Annotated in this window: 18 protein-coding genes; 16 read left to right on the top strand and 2 right to left on the bottom strand. The window is 40.1% G+C overall.

Going from position 1 to position 17,854, the window contains the following annotated elements; genetic code table 11:
- Positions 1-68 precede the first annotated feature (68 nt).
- A complete protein-coding gene (locus DWZ61_RS09565; RefSeq protein ID WP_147354710.1) occupies positions 69-572 on the bottom strand; it encodes a hypothetical protein in 504 nt (167 codons plus the stop codon).
- A gap of 289 nt (positions 573-861) precedes the next feature.
- On the opposite strand from DWZ61_RS09565, the gene DWZ61_RS09560 reads away from it, so the two are divergent.
- The 16 genes from DWZ61_RS09560 (at position 862) to DWZ61_RS09485 (ending at position 17,002) form a co-directional block, all read left to right on the top strand.
- Positions 862-1,197: a hypothetical protein gene (locus DWZ61_RS09560; protein ID WP_117465569.1), complete on the top strand. Its 336-nt coding sequence runs from the start codon at positions 862-864 to the stop codon at positions 1,195-1,197.
- A 161-nt stretch (positions 1,198-1,358) separates the two neighbouring features.
- The gene (gene rfbD, locus DWZ61_RS09555; RefSeq protein ID WP_118503894.1) at positions 1,359-2,201 is read left to right on the top strand and encodes a dTDP-4-dehydrorhamnose reductase; all 843 of its coding nucleotides are present in this window, start codon (positions 1,359-1,361) and stop codon (positions 2,199-2,201) included.
- 294 nt (positions 2,202-2,495) lie between these two features.
- Positions 2,496-2,918 carry a 30S ribosomal protein S12 gene (gene rpsL, locus DWZ61_RS09550; RefSeq protein WP_022153693.1) on the top strand — a complete coding sequence of 141 codons (423 nt, stop codon included), beginning with the start codon at positions 2,496-2,498 and terminating at the stop codon, positions 2,916-2,918.
- A gap of 348 nt (positions 2,919-3,266) precedes the next feature.
- Entirely contained in the window at positions 3,267-3,737 is a 471-nt protein-coding gene (rpsG, locus tag DWZ61_RS09545) for a 30S ribosomal protein S7 (protein WP_118545676.1), read from the top strand.
- Positions 3,738-3,752: 15 nt separating this feature from the next.
- Positions 3,753-5,915 carry an elongation factor G gene (gene fusA / locus DWZ61_RS09540; RefSeq protein WP_118503895.1) on the top strand — a complete coding sequence of 721 codons (2,163 nt, stop codon included), beginning with the start codon at positions 3,753-3,755 and terminating at the stop codon, positions 5,913-5,915.
- 148 nt (positions 5,916-6,063) lie between these two features.
- Positions 6,064-7,251, top strand: a complete 1,188-nt coding sequence (gene tuf, locus DWZ61_RS09535) for an elongation factor Tu (RefSeq protein ID WP_117465564.1) — start codon at positions 6,064-6,066, stop codon at positions 7,249-7,251.
- 241 nt (positions 7,252-7,492) lie between these two features.
- Complete coding sequence (locus DWZ61_RS09530; RefSeq protein WP_118538230.1) at positions 7,493-7,852, top strand: BlaI/MecI/CopY family transcriptional regulator; 360 nt, start codon at positions 7,493-7,495, stop codon at positions 7,850-7,852.
- 4 nt (positions 7,853-7,856) lie between these two features.
- Positions 7,857-10,529 (top strand): M56 family metallopeptidase, encoded by a 2,673-nt coding sequence (locus DWZ61_RS09525; protein WP_118538228.1) that lies wholly within the window; start codon positions 7,857-7,859, stop codon positions 10,527-10,529.
- Between the two features lie 137 nt (positions 10,530-10,666).
- Positions 10,667-11,428 (top strand): EFR1 family ferrodoxin, encoded by a 762-nt coding sequence (locus DWZ61_RS09520; RefSeq protein WP_118538226.1) that lies wholly within the window; start codon positions 10,667-10,669, stop codon positions 11,426-11,428.
- A 14-nt stretch (positions 11,429-11,442) separates the two neighbouring features.
- The gene (locus DWZ61_RS09515; RefSeq protein WP_118538224.1) at positions 11,443-11,967 is read left to right on the top strand and encodes a cysteine hydrolase family protein; all 525 of its coding nucleotides are present in this window, start codon (positions 11,443-11,445) and stop codon (positions 11,965-11,967) included.
- A gap of 7 nt (positions 11,968-11,974) precedes the next feature.
- The gene (locus tag DWZ61_RS09510; RefSeq protein ID WP_118538222.1) at positions 11,975-12,340 is read left to right on the top strand and encodes a nuclear transport factor 2 family protein; all 366 of its coding nucleotides are present in this window, start codon (positions 11,975-11,977) and stop codon (positions 12,338-12,340) included.
- Positions 12,341-12,431: 91 nt separating this feature from the next.
- Positions 12,432-13,652, top strand: a complete 1,221-nt coding sequence (locus DWZ61_RS09505; RefSeq protein WP_118538220.1) for a hypothetical protein — start codon at positions 12,432-12,434, stop codon at positions 13,650-13,652.
- Between the two features lie 157 nt (positions 13,653-13,809).
- The gene (locus DWZ61_RS09500) at positions 13,810-14,670 is read left to right on the top strand and encodes a sce7726 family protein (RefSeq protein WP_147354709.1); all 861 of its coding nucleotides are present in this window, start codon (positions 13,810-13,812) and stop codon (positions 14,668-14,670) included.
- A 2-nt stretch (positions 14,671-14,672) separates the two neighbouring features.
- Positions 14,673-15,596, top strand: coding sequence for a sce7725 family protein (locus DWZ61_RS09495; protein ID WP_118538216.1), 924 nt, complete (start codon positions 14,673-14,675; stop codon positions 15,594-15,596).
- A 3-nt stretch (positions 15,597-15,599) separates the two neighbouring features.
- Complete coding sequence (locus DWZ61_RS09490) at positions 15,600-16,691, top strand: RES family NAD+ phosphorylase (RefSeq protein ID WP_118538214.1); 1,092 nt, start codon at positions 15,600-15,602, stop codon at positions 16,689-16,691.
- 74 nt (positions 16,692-16,765) lie between these two features.
- Positions 16,766-17,002: a hypothetical protein gene (locus DWZ61_RS09485; protein WP_118538212.1), complete on the top strand. Its 237-nt coding sequence runs from the start codon at positions 16,766-16,768 to the stop codon at positions 17,000-17,002.
- 89 nt (positions 17,003-17,091) lie between these two features.
- Here the strand turns inward: DWZ61_RS09485 and DWZ61_RS09480 are convergent, their stop codons facing one another.
- Positions 17,092-17,331, bottom strand: coding sequence for a DUF6061 family protein (locus tag DWZ61_RS09480; RefSeq protein ID WP_118538310.1), 240 nt, complete (start codon positions 17,329-17,331; stop codon positions 17,092-17,094).
- Between the last annotated feature and the right edge of the window lie 523 nt (positions 17,332-17,854).

Raw genomic sequence — 17,854 nt, 5'->3', positions numbered from 1 at the left:
AGATAACAAAAACGACATCCATCGGGATTTTCCCGGTGGATGTCGTTTTTTAGACCTTGGAAAGCGGATTACTCGAAGAGCTCTTCAACTTTTTCCAGATCACCGTCTCCGGTCAGAAGAAGAGTCACTGTGGCCTGGGCACTGCTGATATCGGTTGTCCCCTCAACGCATAATTCACCGTCAGTATTGTAGAGAGCCCATTGGAACTCATTGACAGAGGAGGGCCAGTCTGCTTCCATAGAGATCGATTCCTGATCCGACAGGGAATCCAGATTTACCTGTTCCCCGGTCACGGGATCAATGACCGCTACCATACCGACTTCGATGCCACACATATTGACTACCGACAGGGTGAGTGCCCTGGTATCCTCCGAAGTGGATTCTATGGCAGACGACTCGGAATCCGGGGAAACATCGGCAGGCAGGGCGGCAACAGTCTCAGACGGGGAGGTGGAAGCAGTCGTGGCGGAGGATGTATCCTCTCCGTCAGAATTCTGACTGCATCCTCCGAATAACAGACAACAGGACAATATACTTACAGCAAAAATATGTCGTATGAAACTTTTTTTCATAATAATCTCCATTCTGCAGACGATTCCTTCCGTCGGAGAAATCGCGAATCAAATTTCAAATTTGATTCTGCGATAAGGGCTGCTTTGTGACGCCTGCAGCACAAATAGCCGTGTGAAAATCTATATCACCATTATATCGGATTTCCCATAAAAAGTAAATTTATGCGATAAAAATTTCCGGAAGCAGACCGGTAGGAATTCCTGAAAAAAATATCGAAAAATGTGAGCCGTTTTTCATGGATAAGTAGTCTTTATAGATAGAGACTAAGAAATAACGGAGGCGGTCGAGATGAGCGGCATGTTATATTCCATACCTGTGATTTTGACAGGTTATCGAATCGTACAAATTGAAGATGAAGCGACACCGCTTGCACAGGCAGCAAAGAGTGGATATTACGGTGACACAGTAGCCGGAATGCTGGGCATTGGTGTTTTATTACTCTTGGTGATTTATTTTATATTATGCAGAAAATACCAGAAAAGAATCATAGAATTGCAGGAAAATGCACATCCCGGCTGGAACTGGTGGAAACTTAGAAAGCAGGTAACCGAACTGGAGGATAAAAAGGCAGAAGGAATTGTCGAGGATATCCGGCGGGCAGCGCAAAGCTATATGACTGTTTAAATTTAATCAGAAAGATCCGGGGATCATCCCCGGATCTTTTACACCAGATTTATAAAAGTGAAGTATTTCGTTGCTGATGTCTGCCGGGAATGTTATAATCATGTATGTGGCCGGTTCAGAGACCCGCGCCACAAGCATAGGAAAGAAAAGGAAGGCAATCTATGAAAGTCTTGGTAACAGGCGTAAAAGGCCAGTTGGGATATGATGTGGTAAATGAGTTGACAAAGCGCGGAATTGAGGCTGTCGGCGTGGATATTCAGGAGATGGATATCACAGATGCGGCCAGCGTGGAAAAGGTGATTGGAGAGGCGGCACCGGACGCTGTGGTACACTGTGCAGCCTATACCGCAGTGGATGCAGCGGAGGATAACGTGGAAATCTGCCGTAAGGTCAATGCGGACGGCACACAGAACATTGCGAATGTCTGCAAGAAGCTGGACTGCAAGATGGTCTATATCAGTACCGATTATGTGTTTGACGGCGAGGGCACCAGACCCTGGGAGCCAGAGGACGAGCGTCATCCGCTGAATGTATACGGACAGACCAAATACGAAGGAGAACTGGCAGTACAGAATACACTGGAGAAATATTTTATCGTAAGAATCTCCTGGGTATTCGGAGTCAACGGCAAGAACTTCATCAAGACCATGCTGAATCTGGGCAAGACCCATGATCATCTCACAGTGGTGAATGACCAGTTCGGATCTCCTACCTATACTTATGATCTGGCAAGACTTCTGGTGGATATGGTCCTGACGGATAAATACGGTATCTATCATGCTACCAACGAAGGTATCTGTAACTGGTATGAATTTGCCTGCGAGATATTCCGCCAGGCTGGCATGAAAGTGGATGTGGCTCCTGTACCGGCTTCCGAGTATCCGACGAAAGCCAAGCGACCGGAGAACAGCCGCATGAGCAAAGCCAAGCTGACAGAGAACGGATTCGTAAGGCTTCCTTCCTGGCAGGATGCGTTAGAGAGATATCTGAAAGAAATCCTGTAAACAGATTTTGTGTAAGCAGGAAAATAACGGGAAATACTTCAGGGAGCGGTATCGGAAACGGTACGGCTCCCATTTTGGCGAATGTACATCATCGAGCTTTTAAGCGAGATGGTGTACAAAGTATACAAATCGAGTAGGAGCCAGCCTACTCGACTTATAATATATGAAAAAGTCATGAAAAACCCTGTAAATTTCACGAAAAACCTGTTGACAACGGAAGTCGGAACAAGTATACTGTTAAAGCGTGCCAGAAAAGGTGCGTCTATTATACTATTAAGAAAGAGGTGAAACAGAATGCCAACATTTAACCAGTTAGTAAGAAAAGGACGTCAGACTTCTGTTAAGAAGTCTACTGCACCTGCTCTCCAGAAGGGTTACAACTCTCTTCACAAGAAAGCAACAGACGTTTCTGCTCCCCAGAAGCGTGGTGTATGTACCGCTGTTAAGACAGCAACTCCTAAAAAGCCTAACTCTGCTCTTAGAAAGATCGCCAGAGTACGTCTTTCCAACGGAATTGAAGTTACCAGCTACATTCCCGGTGAAGGTCACAATCTGCAGGAGCACAGCGTTGTTTTGATCCGTGGTGGTCGTGTTAAGGACCTGCCCGGTACCAGATACCACATCATCCGTGGTACCCTTGATACTGCCGGTGTCGCTAACAGAAAACAGGCTCGTTCCAAGTACGGCGCTAAGAGACCTAAGGATGCTAAGAAATAAGTAGTATCCGGGGCGTTTTGAACGTCGGATGATAAGTCCGATGAAAATCCGCAAGGATTTTTGGAGATGTCAGAGAGACATCTTTGTACCACAAAAACGAAACTAAGAAAAGTGTTGGAATTCTGTGATACAGATATAACAGCGCGAACACTTGGGGAAACACATGTGAGTACCGATGATTTAACGCAACTAGTGAGAAGGCAAGACCGACATGAAAAGAGAGCGTAAGCTTGCTTACGAGCGAACTTTTTATGGAGGGATTGGTCGGCGAACAGCCGACATCGAGGTTTTCGCAGAAAACCGAGATAACGTATCTCACGAGAACAATTTGTTAAGGAGGGAAGAACCGTGCCACGTAAAGGACATATTCAGAAAAGAGATGTATTAGCAGATCCTTTATACAACAACAAAGTGGTTACCAAGCTTGTCAACAACATCATGCTGGATGGCAAGAAGGGTGTAGCCCAGAAGATCGTATACGGAGCATTTGCTAAGGTTGAAGAGAAGAGCGGCAAGCCTGCTCTGGAAGTATTCGAAGAGGCTATGAACAACATCATGCCTGTTCTGGAAGTAAAAGCAAGACGTATCGGTGGTGCTACCTATCAGGTACCTATCGAAGTCAGACCTGAGAGACGTCAGGCTCTGGGCCTTCGTTGGTTGACCATGTTCTCTCGTAAGAGAAGTGAGAAGACCATGGAAGACAGACTTGCTAACGAAATTCTTGACGCAGCCAACAATACCGGATCTGCAGTTAAGAGAAAAGAAGACATGCACAAGATGGCAGAGGCAAACAAGGCTTTTGCTCATTACAGATTCTAGTAGGAGGGAAAAAACTTGGCTGGAAGAGAATATCCGTTAGAGAGAACTAGAAATATCGGAATTATGGCTCATATCGATGCCGGTAAGACCACTACTACCGAGCGTATCCTGTATTACACAGGTGTTAACTATAAGATCGGTGATACTCACGAAGGTACTGCTACCATGGACTGGATGGCTCAGGAGCAGGAGAGAGGTATCACCATTACATCTGCAGCTACTACCTGTCACTGGACTCTTGAAAAAGAGACCAAACCCATGCCCGGTGCTTTGGAGCATCGTATCAACATCATTGATACCCCGGGTCACGTAGACTTCACCGTTGAGGTTGAGCGTTCCCTTCGTGTACTGGATGGCGCTGTCGGCGTCTTCTGTGCAAAGGGTGGTGTAGAGCCTCAGTCTGAGAACGTATGGCGTCAGGCTGACACCTACAATGTACCTCGTATGGCATTCATCAACAAGATGGATATCCTGGGTGCTAACTTCTACGCAGCAGTAGATCAGATCCGTACCAGACTTGGTAAGAATGCTATCTGCCTTCAGTTGCCTATCGGTAAGGAAGATGAATTCAAGGGAATCATCGATCTGTTCGAGATGAAGGCTTACATCTACAACGATGATAAGGGTGATGACATCACTGTTACCGATGATCTTGGAGATATGGCTGATGAGGCTGCTTTATATCATGACGAGCTCATTGAAAAGGTTTGTGAGCTGGATGATGATCTGACAATGATGTATCTGGAAGGTGAAATTCCTTCCGTTGAAGAGATGAAGGCTGCTTTGAGAAAAGCTACCTGTGAGTGCAGAGCCGTTCCCGTATGCTGCGGTACTGCTTACAGAAATAAGGGTGTTCAGAAGCTTCTGGATGCTATTATCGAGTATATGCCTTCTCCTCTGGATGTACCGGCTATTAAGGGTGTTGACCTTGACGGTAATGAAGTAGAGAGAAAGTCTTCCGATGAAGAGCCTTTCGCTGCACTTGCATTCAAGATCATGACTGACCCGTTCGTAGGTAAGCTTGCTTACTTCCGTGTATATTCCGGTACTTTGAATTCCGGTTCTTATGTACTCAATGCTACTAAGGACAAGAAGGAACGTGTAGGACGTATCCTGCAGATGCATGCGAACAAGCGTGCAGAGCTGGAAAAGGTTTACTCCGGTGACATCGCAGCAGCAGTTGGTTTCAAGTTCACCACTACCGGTGATACCATCTGTGATGAGCAGCATCCTGTAATCCTGGAGTCCATGGAGTTCCCTGAGCCCGTTATCGAGCTGGCTATCGAGCCTAAGACCAAAGCCGGTCAGGGCAAGATGGGTGAAGCTCTTGCAAAACTGGCAGAAGAAGATCCTACTTTCCGTGCTCATACCAATCAGGAAACCGGTCAGACCATCATCGCCGGTATGGGTGAGTTGCATCTGGAGATCATCGTTGACCGTCTGCTTCGTGAGTTCCATGTAGAAGCTAACGTAGGTGCTCCTCAGGTTGCTTATAAGGAAGCGTTTACCAAGGCTGTCGAAGTGGATTCCAAGTATGCTAAGCAGTCCGGTGGTCGTGGACAGTATGGACATTGTAAAGTTAAGTTTGAGCCCCTGGAGGCTAACTGTGAGAAGTTTGAATTTGATCCTAAGGCAAACATTCTGATCAACGATCCTCCTACCCTGTTATTCGAATCTACTGTAGTTGGTGGTTCCATTCCTAAGGAATACATCCCCGCAGTAGGTGAAGGTATCCAGGAAGCAGCTCAGGCTGGTATCTTGGGTGGATTCCCTGTACTGGGTGTTCATGCGAACGTATATGATGGATCCTATCATGAGGTCGATTCCTCCGAGATGGCATTCCACATTGCAGGTTCCATGGCATTCAAGGAAGCAATGCAGAAGGCAGCTCCTGTACTGCTTGAGCCGATCATGAAGGTTGAGGTTACCATGCCCGAGGAATACATGGGCGATGTAATCGGTGACCTGAACTCCCGTCGTGGTCGTGTAGAAGGTATGGAAGACATCGGCGGTGGTAAGATGGTTAAGGCTTTCGTTCCCCTTGCTGAGATGTTCGGTTACTCCACAGACCTGCGTTCCAAGACCCAGGGTCGTGGTAACTACTCCATGTTCTTCGAAAAGTATGAGCCCGTTCCTAAGAACGTTCAGGAAAAGGTTCTTGCTGCAAAGGCGAAATAAGCATTAAAACAATAAAAATAACTTGAAAAACCTCTGATTATTTAATATAATCAGAGGTAGCCGAGTTAAAAAGCGCCGAGTGCGCGTTCGCCACTTCGGCGAGTAGAAAAATATAAACAGTTTAATTATTTTAAGGAGGACTTAAATAATGGCTAAAGCTAAATTTGACAGAACAAAGCCCCATTGTAACATTGGTACCATCGGTCACGTTGACCATGGTAAAACCACTCTGACCGCTGCAATCTCCAAGGTTCTTTCCGAGAGAGTACCCGGTAACGAGAAGGTTGACTTCGATAACATCGATAAGGCTCCCGAAGAGAGAGAGCGTGGTATCACCATTTCTACCGCTCACATCGAGTACCAGACCGAGAAGAGACACTATGCACACGTTGACTGCCCGGGCCATGCTGACTACGTTAAGAACATGATCACCGGTGCTGCACAGATGGATGGTGCTATCCTCGTTGTAGCTGCTACTGATGGTGTTATGGCTCAGACCAAGGAGCACATCCTTCTGTCCCGTCAGGTAGGCGTTCCTTACATCATCGTATTCCTGAACAAGTGTGATATGGTTGACGATCCCGAGCTGATCGAGCTGGTTGAGATGGAAGTAACCGAGCAGCTGGAAGAGTACGACTTCAATGACTGCCCTATCATCAAGGGTTCCGCTCTGAAGGCTCTGGAAGATCCCAGCAGCGAGTGGGGCGACAAGATCATGGAACTGATGGATACTGTAGATTCTTATATCCCTGATCCTCAGCGTGATACTGATAAGCCTTTCCTGATGCCCGTCGAGGACGTATTCACCATTACCGGTCGTGGTACCGTTGCTACCGGTCGTGTAGAGCGTGGTGTTCTGCATCTGAATGATGAAGTTGAAATTGTTGGTATCAAGGAAGAGACCAAGAAGACTGTTGTAACCGGTATCGAAATGTTCCGTAAGATGCTGGATGAGGCACAGGCTGGTGATAACATCGGTGCTCTGCTTCGTGGTATCCAGAGAACTGAAATCGAAAGAGGACAGGTTCTGGCTAAGCCCGGTACTGTTACCTGCCACAGAAAGTTTACCGCTCAGGTTTACGTTCTGACCAAGGATGAAGGTGGACGTCATACTCCTTTCTTCAACAACTATCGTCCTCAGTTCTACTTCAGAACCACCGACGTTACCGGCGTTTGCGAATTGCCCGCTGGTGTTGAGATGTGCATGCCTGGTGATAACGTAGAGATGACCATCGAACTGATCCATCCTATCGCTATGGAGCAGGGTCTTACCTTCGCTATCCGTGAGGGTGGTAGAACCGTTGGTTCTGGTAGAGTTGCTACCATCATTGAGTAATTGTGCGTTAGCAATGAGAAGCATTAAATAAGTGTAAAAAAGTCCAGAGCAAGCTTGCTTGCTTCTGGGCTTTTTTATGCTTATGAGAATGCGGCGAATGCCGCATTCATCGAGGAAACACGCATATAGAATGTTACATATAAAGTGGTTGTATCTTCAAGTAAAAATTGGTTGACAAAAATGACTACTGATAGTAGACTATACACAAACGACTACACACAGTAGACAAAAGGGGGATCATATGAGTGAAATAAGATTAGGAGCAGTAGAGTCCAAGTTTGCAGATATCATATGGAATAATGAACCATTGCGACCAGTAGAATTGGAGAAACTCGCGGAAGCTGAATTGAATTGGAAGCGGACGACTACTTTAACCATTTTAAAAAGGTTATGTGAAAGAGGAATTTTTCAAAACAAGGACCGAATTATTACTTCCTTAATCAGTAGAGAAGAGTTTTATGCTCTCCAAAGTGAAAAGTTTGTGAATGATACTTTTGAAGGTTCGTTACCGGCTTTTTTGACTGCATTCGGTTCCAGAAAAAAGTTATCGGATAAGGAAGTGGAAGAATTGAAAAAGGTGATAGATAGTATGAGGAGGTGAGTGGATGGATTGGTATGAATTATTACCGAAGATTTTGAATATGAGTCTTACAGCAAGCGTTATCATTGTTACGGTGATTATACTCAGAGTGTTGTTGAAACGGGCGCCCAAGGTATATTCCTATATGTTATGGTCGGTAGTATTGTTTCGTTTGCTTTGTCCTATCACCATAAATACACCATTGTCGTTATTGAGGTTATTTGATACCCCAATTGTGGAAACAACTGATAGTGTGAGTCAGATTACATATATTCCGACTAATATTGTTCATACAGGGAAGCCTGAAGTGACATTACCCGTTCCAGTATTGGATAATATGATAAATAATGTGTTGCCGCAAGGAGAGGAACAACTTGTGGCAGACCCTTTGGAGGCACCTGTCAGCATTGCAACCTATATATGGCTGGCTGGAATCGTGGCTATGATAGGCGTTAGCATGATTTCTTATGTTAAGTTACGAAAGAGTCTGGTTGGAGCTGTACGGGTAAAGGATAATATTTATGTTGCGGATTACATTACCACTCCTTTTGTTCTTGGCATATTCAGACCGCATATTTATTTGTTATCTTCATTAAGCGAACAGGAACAGGAGTATATTCTAAAACATGAGCAATATCATATTCGCAGAGGGGACCATATTTTTAAGTTACTTGCCTATGTAGCCCTTTGCATCCATTGGTTTAATCCACTTGTTTGGCTGGCCTTTCTATTATTTAGCAAGGACATGGAAATGAGTTGTGATGAGGCGGTTGTCAAAAAACTTGGGGAAGATGTACGAGCAGATTATTCTGCTTCTTTACTGAATTTAGCAACAAATAATGCTATTATGTTTGGAATGCCACTTGCATTTGGTGAGGTGGATACCAAAGGACGCATCAAAAACTTGGCAGCGTGGAAGAAACCTACTTTTTGGGTTACCATAGGGGCAATTGTGATATGCATTTTAGGAATTGTGATATGTGTATCCAATCCCAAGGAAGAACCTTTGCATGCATCGGAACCTTTTGGTCATAGCTACAGGGTGGAAAAGATTTTCTTCATAGATGCCCGTTATTCCTCCGCAATCACACCGGAAACAGCGCCCAGATATCAGTTTACTTCAGATTATGCTATGTTTGTATCCGGAGATGTATTGGATGATAAGAGTACAACGGAGTGGGTGCAACAGTTGGGGGATTTTGAAGAGGTAGAGATTACAGCTGAAAATTTTGATAACCATTTTAATATGACAGGGTTCACTATTTCAAATGATACCTGGTCCAAATTCAGAAGTGAAATAAATAAGGCATGGCGGATAAATGCGGATAATAGTTTTTACTATTTTCTGCAGAACCAAGATGGCAGTGTATATCTGACTTACGGATATGATATAGATAATAGTACGAATATATTGGAGGAAGGCTCACACATCCGTTTCCTGTTTAGATTGGAACGTACAGATATTTTAAGTTGCAATGCCGTTAGTGCAGATTACAATGCTTATATTGAGCCTGCCTATTATTCAAGTAGCTATGAAGGGGAGTATGATGATTTATATTCCAATCCTATAAATAATTCCGGTAAGCTGATATTTACAGTGGATGGTGGTACAGATACGGATATTTTGGTTGTTAATGAGGAGTATCATAAATACACATCGGAAGAAGTAATTGTAGAAAGAGAAACTTATGAGCTGGAATGTAATCCACAGGGAAAGTTTGAGTTGGAGGTTTCTGTTCGAGGCGATGAACGTGATGAAGCAATCTATTCCATTTATGTTCGTGGAAAATCCGGATTCTATGTAATGAAGATAGATTTTCAGACAAGTGAGGGCGCAGTGGAAATTGATAGGTCGGAAACGCCGGAAGTTGAAAATATAGTGGACAAGACGGATTCCTTAGATACAGCCATATTAAACGCTATTGTTGAACATACTGCATTCGATTATCCGGTTGGTGCCTATCATTGTGCCAGCTTTGTAGAGTTGCATAGGGAGGAATTATGCGGAGTGTCTATTGCTGGTGGGAATGTGTCGAAAGAGTTGATAACGGTATACGGAATGGCATTGGAACAGTCATTTTCTTATTCGGAAGGTAAGTTAAATCAAGTCGGTGGAAGCCATATGCCGGTGGCCATTACTTTTGAAGTGGCAGATAACACATATACGGTGACTGATTTTTGGGTTCCCGGAGATGGAAGTTATTATGTATCGGATATTAGGGACAAATTTCCGGATGAAATTGAAGAAGATGCTCTGGATACGCAGAAATATGTGGTGGCTCAAATACAAGAGTGTTATAGTAGAGCGGTTCAGTATTATCAGATAGATACAGAAGCCGTTATAGACGAATTATTTGATACAATTGAATCATCTCCGGCAACCTCATCGAATCCGGCAGATTATATTGATGCACATTCTCTGGAATATAGAGAGCTTACGTATTATGGACAATACAGTTTAAACTATATCTTTAATAAATTTATGGAAGGAGAGCAGAACGGATTGCGTGGTCAATTGATGAGGATACTTTTAGATGATTTGGCACCGGAAGCAAAGCTTCGATTATATGCAGAAACCGGACAAAAGTACTTTGATGAATGGGCAAAGGGTGCAGTGCAGGTATTGGAACAACATGATATGGATTGGATAAAAGAAAATCAACCCGCAATGTGGATTTATTTGCAGATGGTTGAGTAAAAGATGAAGAGAACAGCTTCGTTACAGTGTGGCGAGGCTGTTTTTGTTAGTTGTAGTTGTGTTTTGTAGATGATATAATTAAAAAGTATGAAATATAGAAGAAAACTACGATATAAAATGGAAAGTTTGTGATATAAATGGTTGGAATATATTTTAGTGGCACCGGCAATTCCAGATATTCAGCAGAATTGTTTTGCAAGGAATATGATGAAGCGACTAAAGAATTTTCATTAGAAGACGATAATATTACCCGGGTTGTGAAAAACGAAGAAATGCTTGTATTTGCCTGTCCGGTGCAATATAGTACTGTGCCGAAAATACTGCGTGATTTTATAATTGAAAATAAAGAACTGTGGGAGAGTAATAAGGTTTTTGTTATTGCCACGATGGGATTGTTTAGTGGTGATGGTGCAGGCATTCTTGGGCGACTTTTGCAGAAATACGGAGCAGAAATACTAGGTGGTTTGCATCTAAAAATGCCGGATAGCATAGGTGATGAAAAAGTGTTGAAGCGTCCGTTGGAAAAGAATAAGGAGCTTGTGAAGAAAGCGGAGCAGAAGATTAACAAGTCGGTTCAGCTTTTGAAATCAGGGAAACCAACCCAGGAGGGAATTGGTGTATTATATCGCATGGCGGGTATCTTTGGACAAAGACTGTATTTTGGACATAAGACAAAGAATTATTCTGATAAATTGCGTGTAGATGAAGATAAGTGCATAGGTTGTGGCAAGTGTGAAAAGTTATGTCCTATGAATAATATCAAGATTGTCGATAAGAAAGTGGTACAGAATAACCGGTGTACTATGTGTTATAGGTGCATTAATAATTGCCCGAAGCAAGCTATGACGCTGCTTGGAAAAAGGGTTGTGGAGCAGAGCGTGATAGAGAAATATTTATGATGAGGAGAGCGTAAATGGTACTTTTAGTAGTCGATACACAGAAATTAATAACGACACCTGATTTATATAATTTCAATGCGTTCGAATGTGCTGTTAAATCGTTAATTGCTGCAGCCAGAGAGAATAATGTTGAGGTTATTTATGTAAGACACGATGATGGAGCTGGTGCGGAATTGACAAAGGGAACACCGGGTTTTGAGATATATGAAGGTTTTGGTCCACAGCCGAGTGAGAAGATTTTCGATAAAACGGTAAATAGTTCTTTTAAGGGGACGGGGCTGTTGGAGTATTTGGCGGAAAAGAATGTCCACACAGTAGCTGTTGTTGGATTGCAGACCGATTACTGTATTGATGCAACAATTAAGTGTGGTTTTGAGCATAGTTTTAAAATGATTGTACCGGAGAATGCAAATTCTACATTTGATAATGCTTTTATGACAGGGGAGCAGAGTTATAAGTATTATAACGAGTTTATGTGGAAGAGCAGATATGCGGAGTGTATTTCTGTGGATGAAACGATCAAGCGAATGAAGGGGTAAGTTCAGAATGGAAGATGTTATAAGAAAATATTTTCAATGCTGGCTGGATAAAGATATTAATGCTGTAAAGGAGATTTTTAGCGAGGATATTATTTACAGTGAGTGTTATGGTCCAGTGTATAAAGGCATCGGACAGATAATCAGATGGTTTGGGGATTGGAACCGAAAAGGTACTGTTTTGCAGTGGGATATAAAGCGTGTGATTGTTTCCGTGAATACAGCCGTTGTGGAATGGTATTTTAAGTGTGACTACGAGGGAAATGTGGATGGTTTTGATGGAGTCACCATTGCTGGGTTTGATGCGGATATGAAGATTTACGATTTAAGGGAGTTTCAGTCGAAGGCAGAGCATTATTATCCGTATGGGGGATAGAGAATTAAAACGTAATAGGAGAAACATGGGAGGATTACATAGAAAAAGGTAAGTAGCTCTCATTAATGTACAAGCAAAGTGGGTGAGAATAATGGATAATAGTATATTAAATTGGACATTGAAAATTGTTATATATATGTCGGCAGTATTATCTGTTTGGAAGTCTAAAAATAAAATTGTGCACATAATTCTAGAATGTATGTATTGTGTAGTAATATCAGTGTTACCTGTATTATTCTTATCTTTTCTTATTGTGGTAATTAATGGGAGTGAAAGTGTTGATATTGGTATTGTGATGAGATTAGTGTCATTCTTTGTTGTTGGACCTTTGGTTTATTTTGTTATATCAAACAGAAAAGAAGAGAAGAAAATAGAAGATTATTTCTTGTTAGGGGCATTATACATCGATGAATATAAAAATAACAAACCGCAAGTAAAAAGGTACAAGTTTATATTGCTAGCTGAAGTAATACATTTTCTGTTGCTGTTTATTGGAGTGTTATGGGGAATGACATCGCTGATGGAAGCGTTAGAGATATTATCGGCTGATACTTTAATGATGGCCCTCGTAATAGGCTTATTTGTTGCGTATGCATTGTTTGTATATGGAAAATGTGAAAAGAAGATAAGACAAAGAAGAAAAGCAATTTTGAGTGTATTCATATCATTTGTCTGGTTGGTTGTTGTTTGCATAAGAATAAATCATTATTGGAAAGATATGACACAGATTGGATTAGAGGATATGCTTATTTTATTCTTTAGTGCTGTATTTACAATTCCTACAATATATGAATGGATGAAGAATATACCTGCAAAATTGGTGGAACCACATTCAGAAAGAGTTTATGAGCGTAGGGATGAAATCCTCAGGGAATATAGCAGAGCGAAAGATGGATGTAAGAAATTCAGGATACAATTTTTAGACGGATTAAAAAAAAGTATAAAACTTATAATCTTCAAGTGGAAAAATGGTGAGAAAAAGAGGATAATTAAATTTTTTTTCTACATATTTGTGACAGTAGTAATTATGTTTGTAACGATATGGCTAGGAAATAATTTAACGATTCTAGTGGATGAATTAATTGAGTGTGTCAAAGTATGGTATGCTAATTTAAATTATGGGATACAGGAGATTATTAATAAAATATTTGTTTTATTGTTTCTGCTGGGTATAATGCTATGGGCTATATTTATGGCACCTAGTAATTATGGTACTAAAGGAAACAGGGTAGAAAAAATAAAATATGTTGTCGAGTTAATTATATTTGAAATTATGTTTGGATTTATGGCAGGGATGATTCTATTTTTCTGATAGGCAGTAATAATTTTAATATTATGGAATGTGAATGCTGGAAACTTTCTGGCAGAAACATTCGTCTGGCAGAAACATTAAAAGAATATCTGTGAATTCATAAAGAAGTATGGTAAAATATCATTTAATAATCAGGTACAGGAAGGAGGCGAAGCTGATGGAAACGAATAAAATGAGTAATTTAAATAGAATATTTACCCGCAATATGCTTCGCCACTTTATAGATGGGAAAATTGATAATGTATATTCATTAGTAGTTAGACGATATACAAGTAATGCTGACCAAAAGAATAACCGAGAATTAATAAGTGAAATTTATTGTGAATTGAAGAATAATTACCGTAATGAGTATTTTTATAAAAATACTTTACTTAATAAGTTGCTTCTAGGTGTGCATAGTGTTAATACGACAACTGCGTTGACAGAAGTTGCGATAGCAAAATCTAAAGCAGATTTTGTTTTGATAAATGGTAAAGCTGTTGTATATGAGATCAAAACAGAACTTGATAACTTGGAGAGACTAAGTTCTCAGATAGATGACTATTATAAGGCATTTGATCATGTGGCTGTAGTAACTTATGAGAAAAATCTGCAACAGTTACAAAGGGTGCTGGATGGTATAGATAAACCTGTTGGTATTTATGTGCTAAGAAAAAATGGGAAGTTGGGTACGGTTCGGAAACCGCAAAGGCACATAAGCGATTTAGACAAGGATATTATTTTCAAGTTGCTAAGAAAAAGTGAATATGAAGATATAATTGCTCAGTGGTATGGATATTTACCGGAAGTTACACAGTTCAAATATTATGCTGCTTGTAAAAAAATGTTTTTACAGATACCAATAGAACAGTCATATTTATGTGTTTTGAGAATATTAAAAAAGAGAATGCAACTAGAGAAAGAAGAGTTTGTTAAGATTCCATACGAATTAAAGTTTTTGGCGTATTTCATGGAATTGACATATGATGATTATCAGAAACTTGAAGTGTTTTTAGAACGTCAATATGGAGGTGCGTAGACATGTATTTCCCTTATTTAAGAGGACGACAATTTGAATTGATTGCATTGCGTGAATTGGTGGAGAAAGGTGTTTTGAGTAATAGAATCACACCAATTATTGAACCTGTAAAATTATCTTCCACACTGGTTAAGACAATAGAAGCATATGGGGAAAATAGTAAACAACTTGCCATCATTACTAATCCTAATGTGGGTAGTTTTAGTAGTGATGTCAAAGAAGAGAAAAATCAGAAGTTAAAGGAAAGTTTGTCTGCATGCTTAAAAGAAAATAGCAACATTCTCTATATGAATTTACTAAGGGCGAATTCAAAACCGGAGAAGTTTATTGAAAGACATGCAGATAATATGGGAACCATTTGTGTTGATAAAGATGCAGTTCCTATTTATGAATCATACTTTTCAGAGACAGATGTTAAATTTAATTTAATCCCTGATGAAAGTGGCTTTAGAAGGAAAGTAAGAAAAAATAGAGTGCTATTAGCGGATAAGTTTAATAAACAGGAAAGAAACAATGATTATATAGAAATTGACGATGAGCCATTTTCAGAAGATCATTTGTATTATTCAGAAGATGGATATGTGGGATTTGCGGATTATTCTGTAGTTGGTGAGGAATATAATGAAACCGGCTTTGCACCATATGCAGTTGCAATACATATTGTTTATTTTGATACAGATGAAAGTTTGCGTGTAAAGCATTTTGTGTCTGACTCGAATGATGACATAAGTGACCCTGCGGGAAAATTTCAAGAAGCCTTGTCGAAATTGGTAGAATGGAATGCAGAAAAGAAACTTGATACGGTGGCAATGAAAGAGTTTGAGGATTTGTATCGCCGAGAAGCATATCCGGGACTGGGAACCGTGAAGAAGCTATCTATTATGCATCACTTAGAGCTGATAGGAAAATATTTGGATAAGGAGTAGCTTATGATAATTTGCGAAAGATGTTTTTGCGATACAGAAGTTATCTCTGTTATTCGAAATAAAGCAGAGATTGGGGATTGCCCACTATGTAAAAGCAAAAATGTACATATATATGATACGGATAAATATGAAGATTTGAGTATGATATTTGATGAATTATTAAGCATATATACACCGATTTCATTGTTGCCCGAGTCATATCCGAAATCAGATACTAGCTTGCTGAAGAGTGAGTTAATTCACAACTGGAATATATTTAATAAAAAAAGCAAAGCAGATGTATATAACATAATTACTGCAATATGTAAGGAAAAGTATGAATACAATGCTGAGTTGTTTGACCAGCCGGTTGGGATTCAAGAATTATATGACCATGAGTATTTATCAAAACATTCCTTGTTGACCACAAATTCATGGGATGATTTTGTGGAAGCGTTAAAAACGAAGAATCGTTTCCATACTCATTATGTAGATTTAGATTTATTGGAACGTTTTTGCTCATATATTCGCAAGCCGTATAAAGCAGGAGAAGTATTCTATAGATGTAGAATTTCAACAGAAGAAGGAATTCCTATTGAAGAAATGGGGGCACCGCCAATTGATAAGACAACAGATGGTAGAGCAAATGCAAGAGGCATTAGGTGTTTATATTTGGGTGATACTGCTGAGACTACAATATATGAAGCTAGAGCTGGTGCATATGATTATGTAACGGTTGGAAAATTTAGATTGAAAGAAGATATTATTGTTGTTGATTTAAAGAAAATCAATCAAATTAGTCCATTTATAGAAGGATTGGATTGTTTGGAATATGCGATTAATAAAGAACATTTAAACAAGATAAATGACGAGATGGGCAAAATCATGAGAAGGAGTGATAGTGCCTTAGATTATGTCCCGACTCAATATATTACTGATTTTGTCAAAAGTATTATTCGTGATGGTAAAGCGGAATATGCTGGTATAGAATATAAAAGCGTAATGCATAGCGGAGGGTATAATTTAGCTTTGTTTGATCCGGATTTGTTTGAGTGTATCGGTACTGAAGTATATGGAATAGATACGATTGATTATAGAAAGCATCCAATTGTGTGAGTATATTTGGTGTAAAATTTATTTATGCCAGTATAGTAATATCATTTTAAAATTTATAAAAAGGAGCGGATAGCATGGCAAAGAACTACAATCCAGGTACAATTAATCTTGATGTTGCTACGAAATCTATTTTATCAAGTGGCGGTGGAATTAGTGAAAAAACGAAAGCAGATGGAACAATGCATGTTTCAGTTTATAGCACAACAGAAAACCGACATCTTTCATATGATAAGGATAAAAACGATAATATAAGTAACGTGTATACAGATAAAGATAATCGTGCTTATATGGATTATAAAGGTGGCAAGTAAGAAAGAGGTAATGAATGAAAAAGTAGCGGATGGCTCGCATGAGCCATCTGTTGTAATTATATGTAGAGAGATAAATTGAGTCGATAAATTTAAAAAGGCTCCAAACTATCCTCTGCATCCACCCATGCCTGCATCTCGCCATCCAGCGCAAGCCGGGCATATTCTAACGGATTATCAATTGCCAGAGCGTTCAGACACCTCTGGGAATTAGGAGTAGTTCGTATCCCGGATTCAGCCTGATTGCAATCAATCCGGAGGATGTAGCCGTTATAGTGGTTAATGTCGATGCTGTTATGCATCGGGTTATATTCTGTGTGTATTAATTTCATTGTTATCAGTCCTTTCATTTGAATTGGAGGTAAAAAATCCATGGGCTTATTTTGGACTTGAAAAACTTTCGAAATAGATATAATAATCACAAAATGTAACATCTTATGAAATACAACATCACTAAAAATATTCCGAACAATACAAATTGTGATATTAACAGTTGTGTAGCTACTATCATTGAGTAATTTTTGATAGATAGTATATAGCTTTTATTCTGGGGAAGTACTTGTACTTCCCCATTTTTTTACACAATAACGCAGAATAGTAACGCAGAATAATAATTCAAAAAATTAATTCAAAGATCATTTTTTCTTTTAACCATTTAATGACACAGTTCTGTGTCGGATATTTCAAGATATTTATTTCAATTATTACTTTAATAACATTATTTTTTTAGAGGTTAGTTTGTGAAAATTATACATGCATAGGAAATATATGAGGAGCAACGTGTAAAATACATGCGAGGGAGGGGAGAATTATGGATTAGGTATGTGCCAGAAGCAAAGAAATACATGCGAAAAA

The organism is Clostridium sp. AF34-10BH (assembly GCF_003478095.1).
Lineage (GTDB): Bacteria > Bacillota > Clostridia > Lachnospirales > Lachnospiraceae > Acetatifactor > Acetatifactor acetigignens.
This window is presented reverse-complemented; position numbering and strand designations above follow the sequence as displayed.

Excerpts from the sequence above, each read along its gene's own strand:
- rfbD (WP_118503894.1), top strand. The coding sequence starts at position 1,359 with ATGAAAGTCTTGGTAACAGGCGTAAAAGGCCAGTTGGGATATGATGTG.
- DWZ61_RS09495 (WP_118538216.1), top strand. The coding sequence starts at position 14,673 with ATGTATTTCCCTTATTTAAGAGGACGACAATTTGAATTGATTGCATTG.
- DWZ61_RS09485 (WP_118538212.1), top strand. The coding sequence starts at position 16,766 with ATGGCAAAGAACTACAATCCAGGTACAATTAATCTTGATGTTGCTACG.
- rpsL (WP_022153693.1), top strand. The coding sequence starts at position 2,496 with ATGCCAACATTTAACCAGTTAGTAAGAAAAGGACGTCAGACTTCTGTT.
- DWZ61_RS09520 (WP_118538226.1), top strand. The coding sequence starts at position 10,667 with ATGGTTGGAATATATTTTAGTGGCACCGGCAATTCCAGATATTCAGCA.
- DWZ61_RS09500 (WP_147354709.1), top strand. The coding sequence starts at position 13,810 with ATGGAAACGAATAAAATGAGTAATTTAAATAGAATATTTACCCGCAAT.
- DWZ61_RS09490 (WP_118538214.1), top strand. The coding sequence starts at position 15,600 with ATGATAATTTGCGAAAGATGTTTTTGCGATACAGAAGTTATCTCTGTT.
- DWZ61_RS09530 (WP_118538230.1), top strand. The coding sequence starts at position 7,493 with ATGAGTGAAATAAGATTAGGAGCAGTAGAGTCCAAGTTTGCAGATATC.
- DWZ61_RS09560 (WP_117465569.1), top strand. The coding sequence starts at position 862 with ATGAGCGGCATGTTATATTCCATACCTGTGATTTTGACAGGTTATCGA.
- DWZ61_RS09505 (WP_118538220.1), top strand. The coding sequence starts at position 12,432 with ATGGATAATAGTATATTAAATTGGACATTGAAAATTGTTATATATATG.
- DWZ61_RS09565 (WP_147354710.1), bottom strand. The coding sequence starts at position 572 with ATGAAAAAAAGTTTCATACGACATATTTTTGCTGTAAGTATATTGTCC.
- DWZ61_RS09525 (WP_118538228.1), top strand. The coding sequence starts at position 7,857 with ATGGATTGGTATGAATTATTACCGAAGATTTTGAATATGAGTCTTACA.
- tuf (WP_117465564.1), top strand. The coding sequence starts at position 6,064 with ATGGCTAAAGCTAAATTTGACAGAACAAAGCCCCATTGTAACATTGGT.
- DWZ61_RS09510 (WP_118538222.1), top strand. The coding sequence starts at position 11,975 with ATGGAAGATGTTATAAGAAAATATTTTCAATGCTGGCTGGATAAAGAT.
- DWZ61_RS09480 (WP_118538310.1), bottom strand. The coding sequence starts at position 17,331 with ATGAAATTAATACACACAGAATATAACCCGATGCATAACAGCATCGAC.
- DWZ61_RS09515 (WP_118538224.1), top strand. The coding sequence starts at position 11,443 with ATGGTACTTTTAGTAGTCGATACACAGAAATTAATAACGACACCTGAT.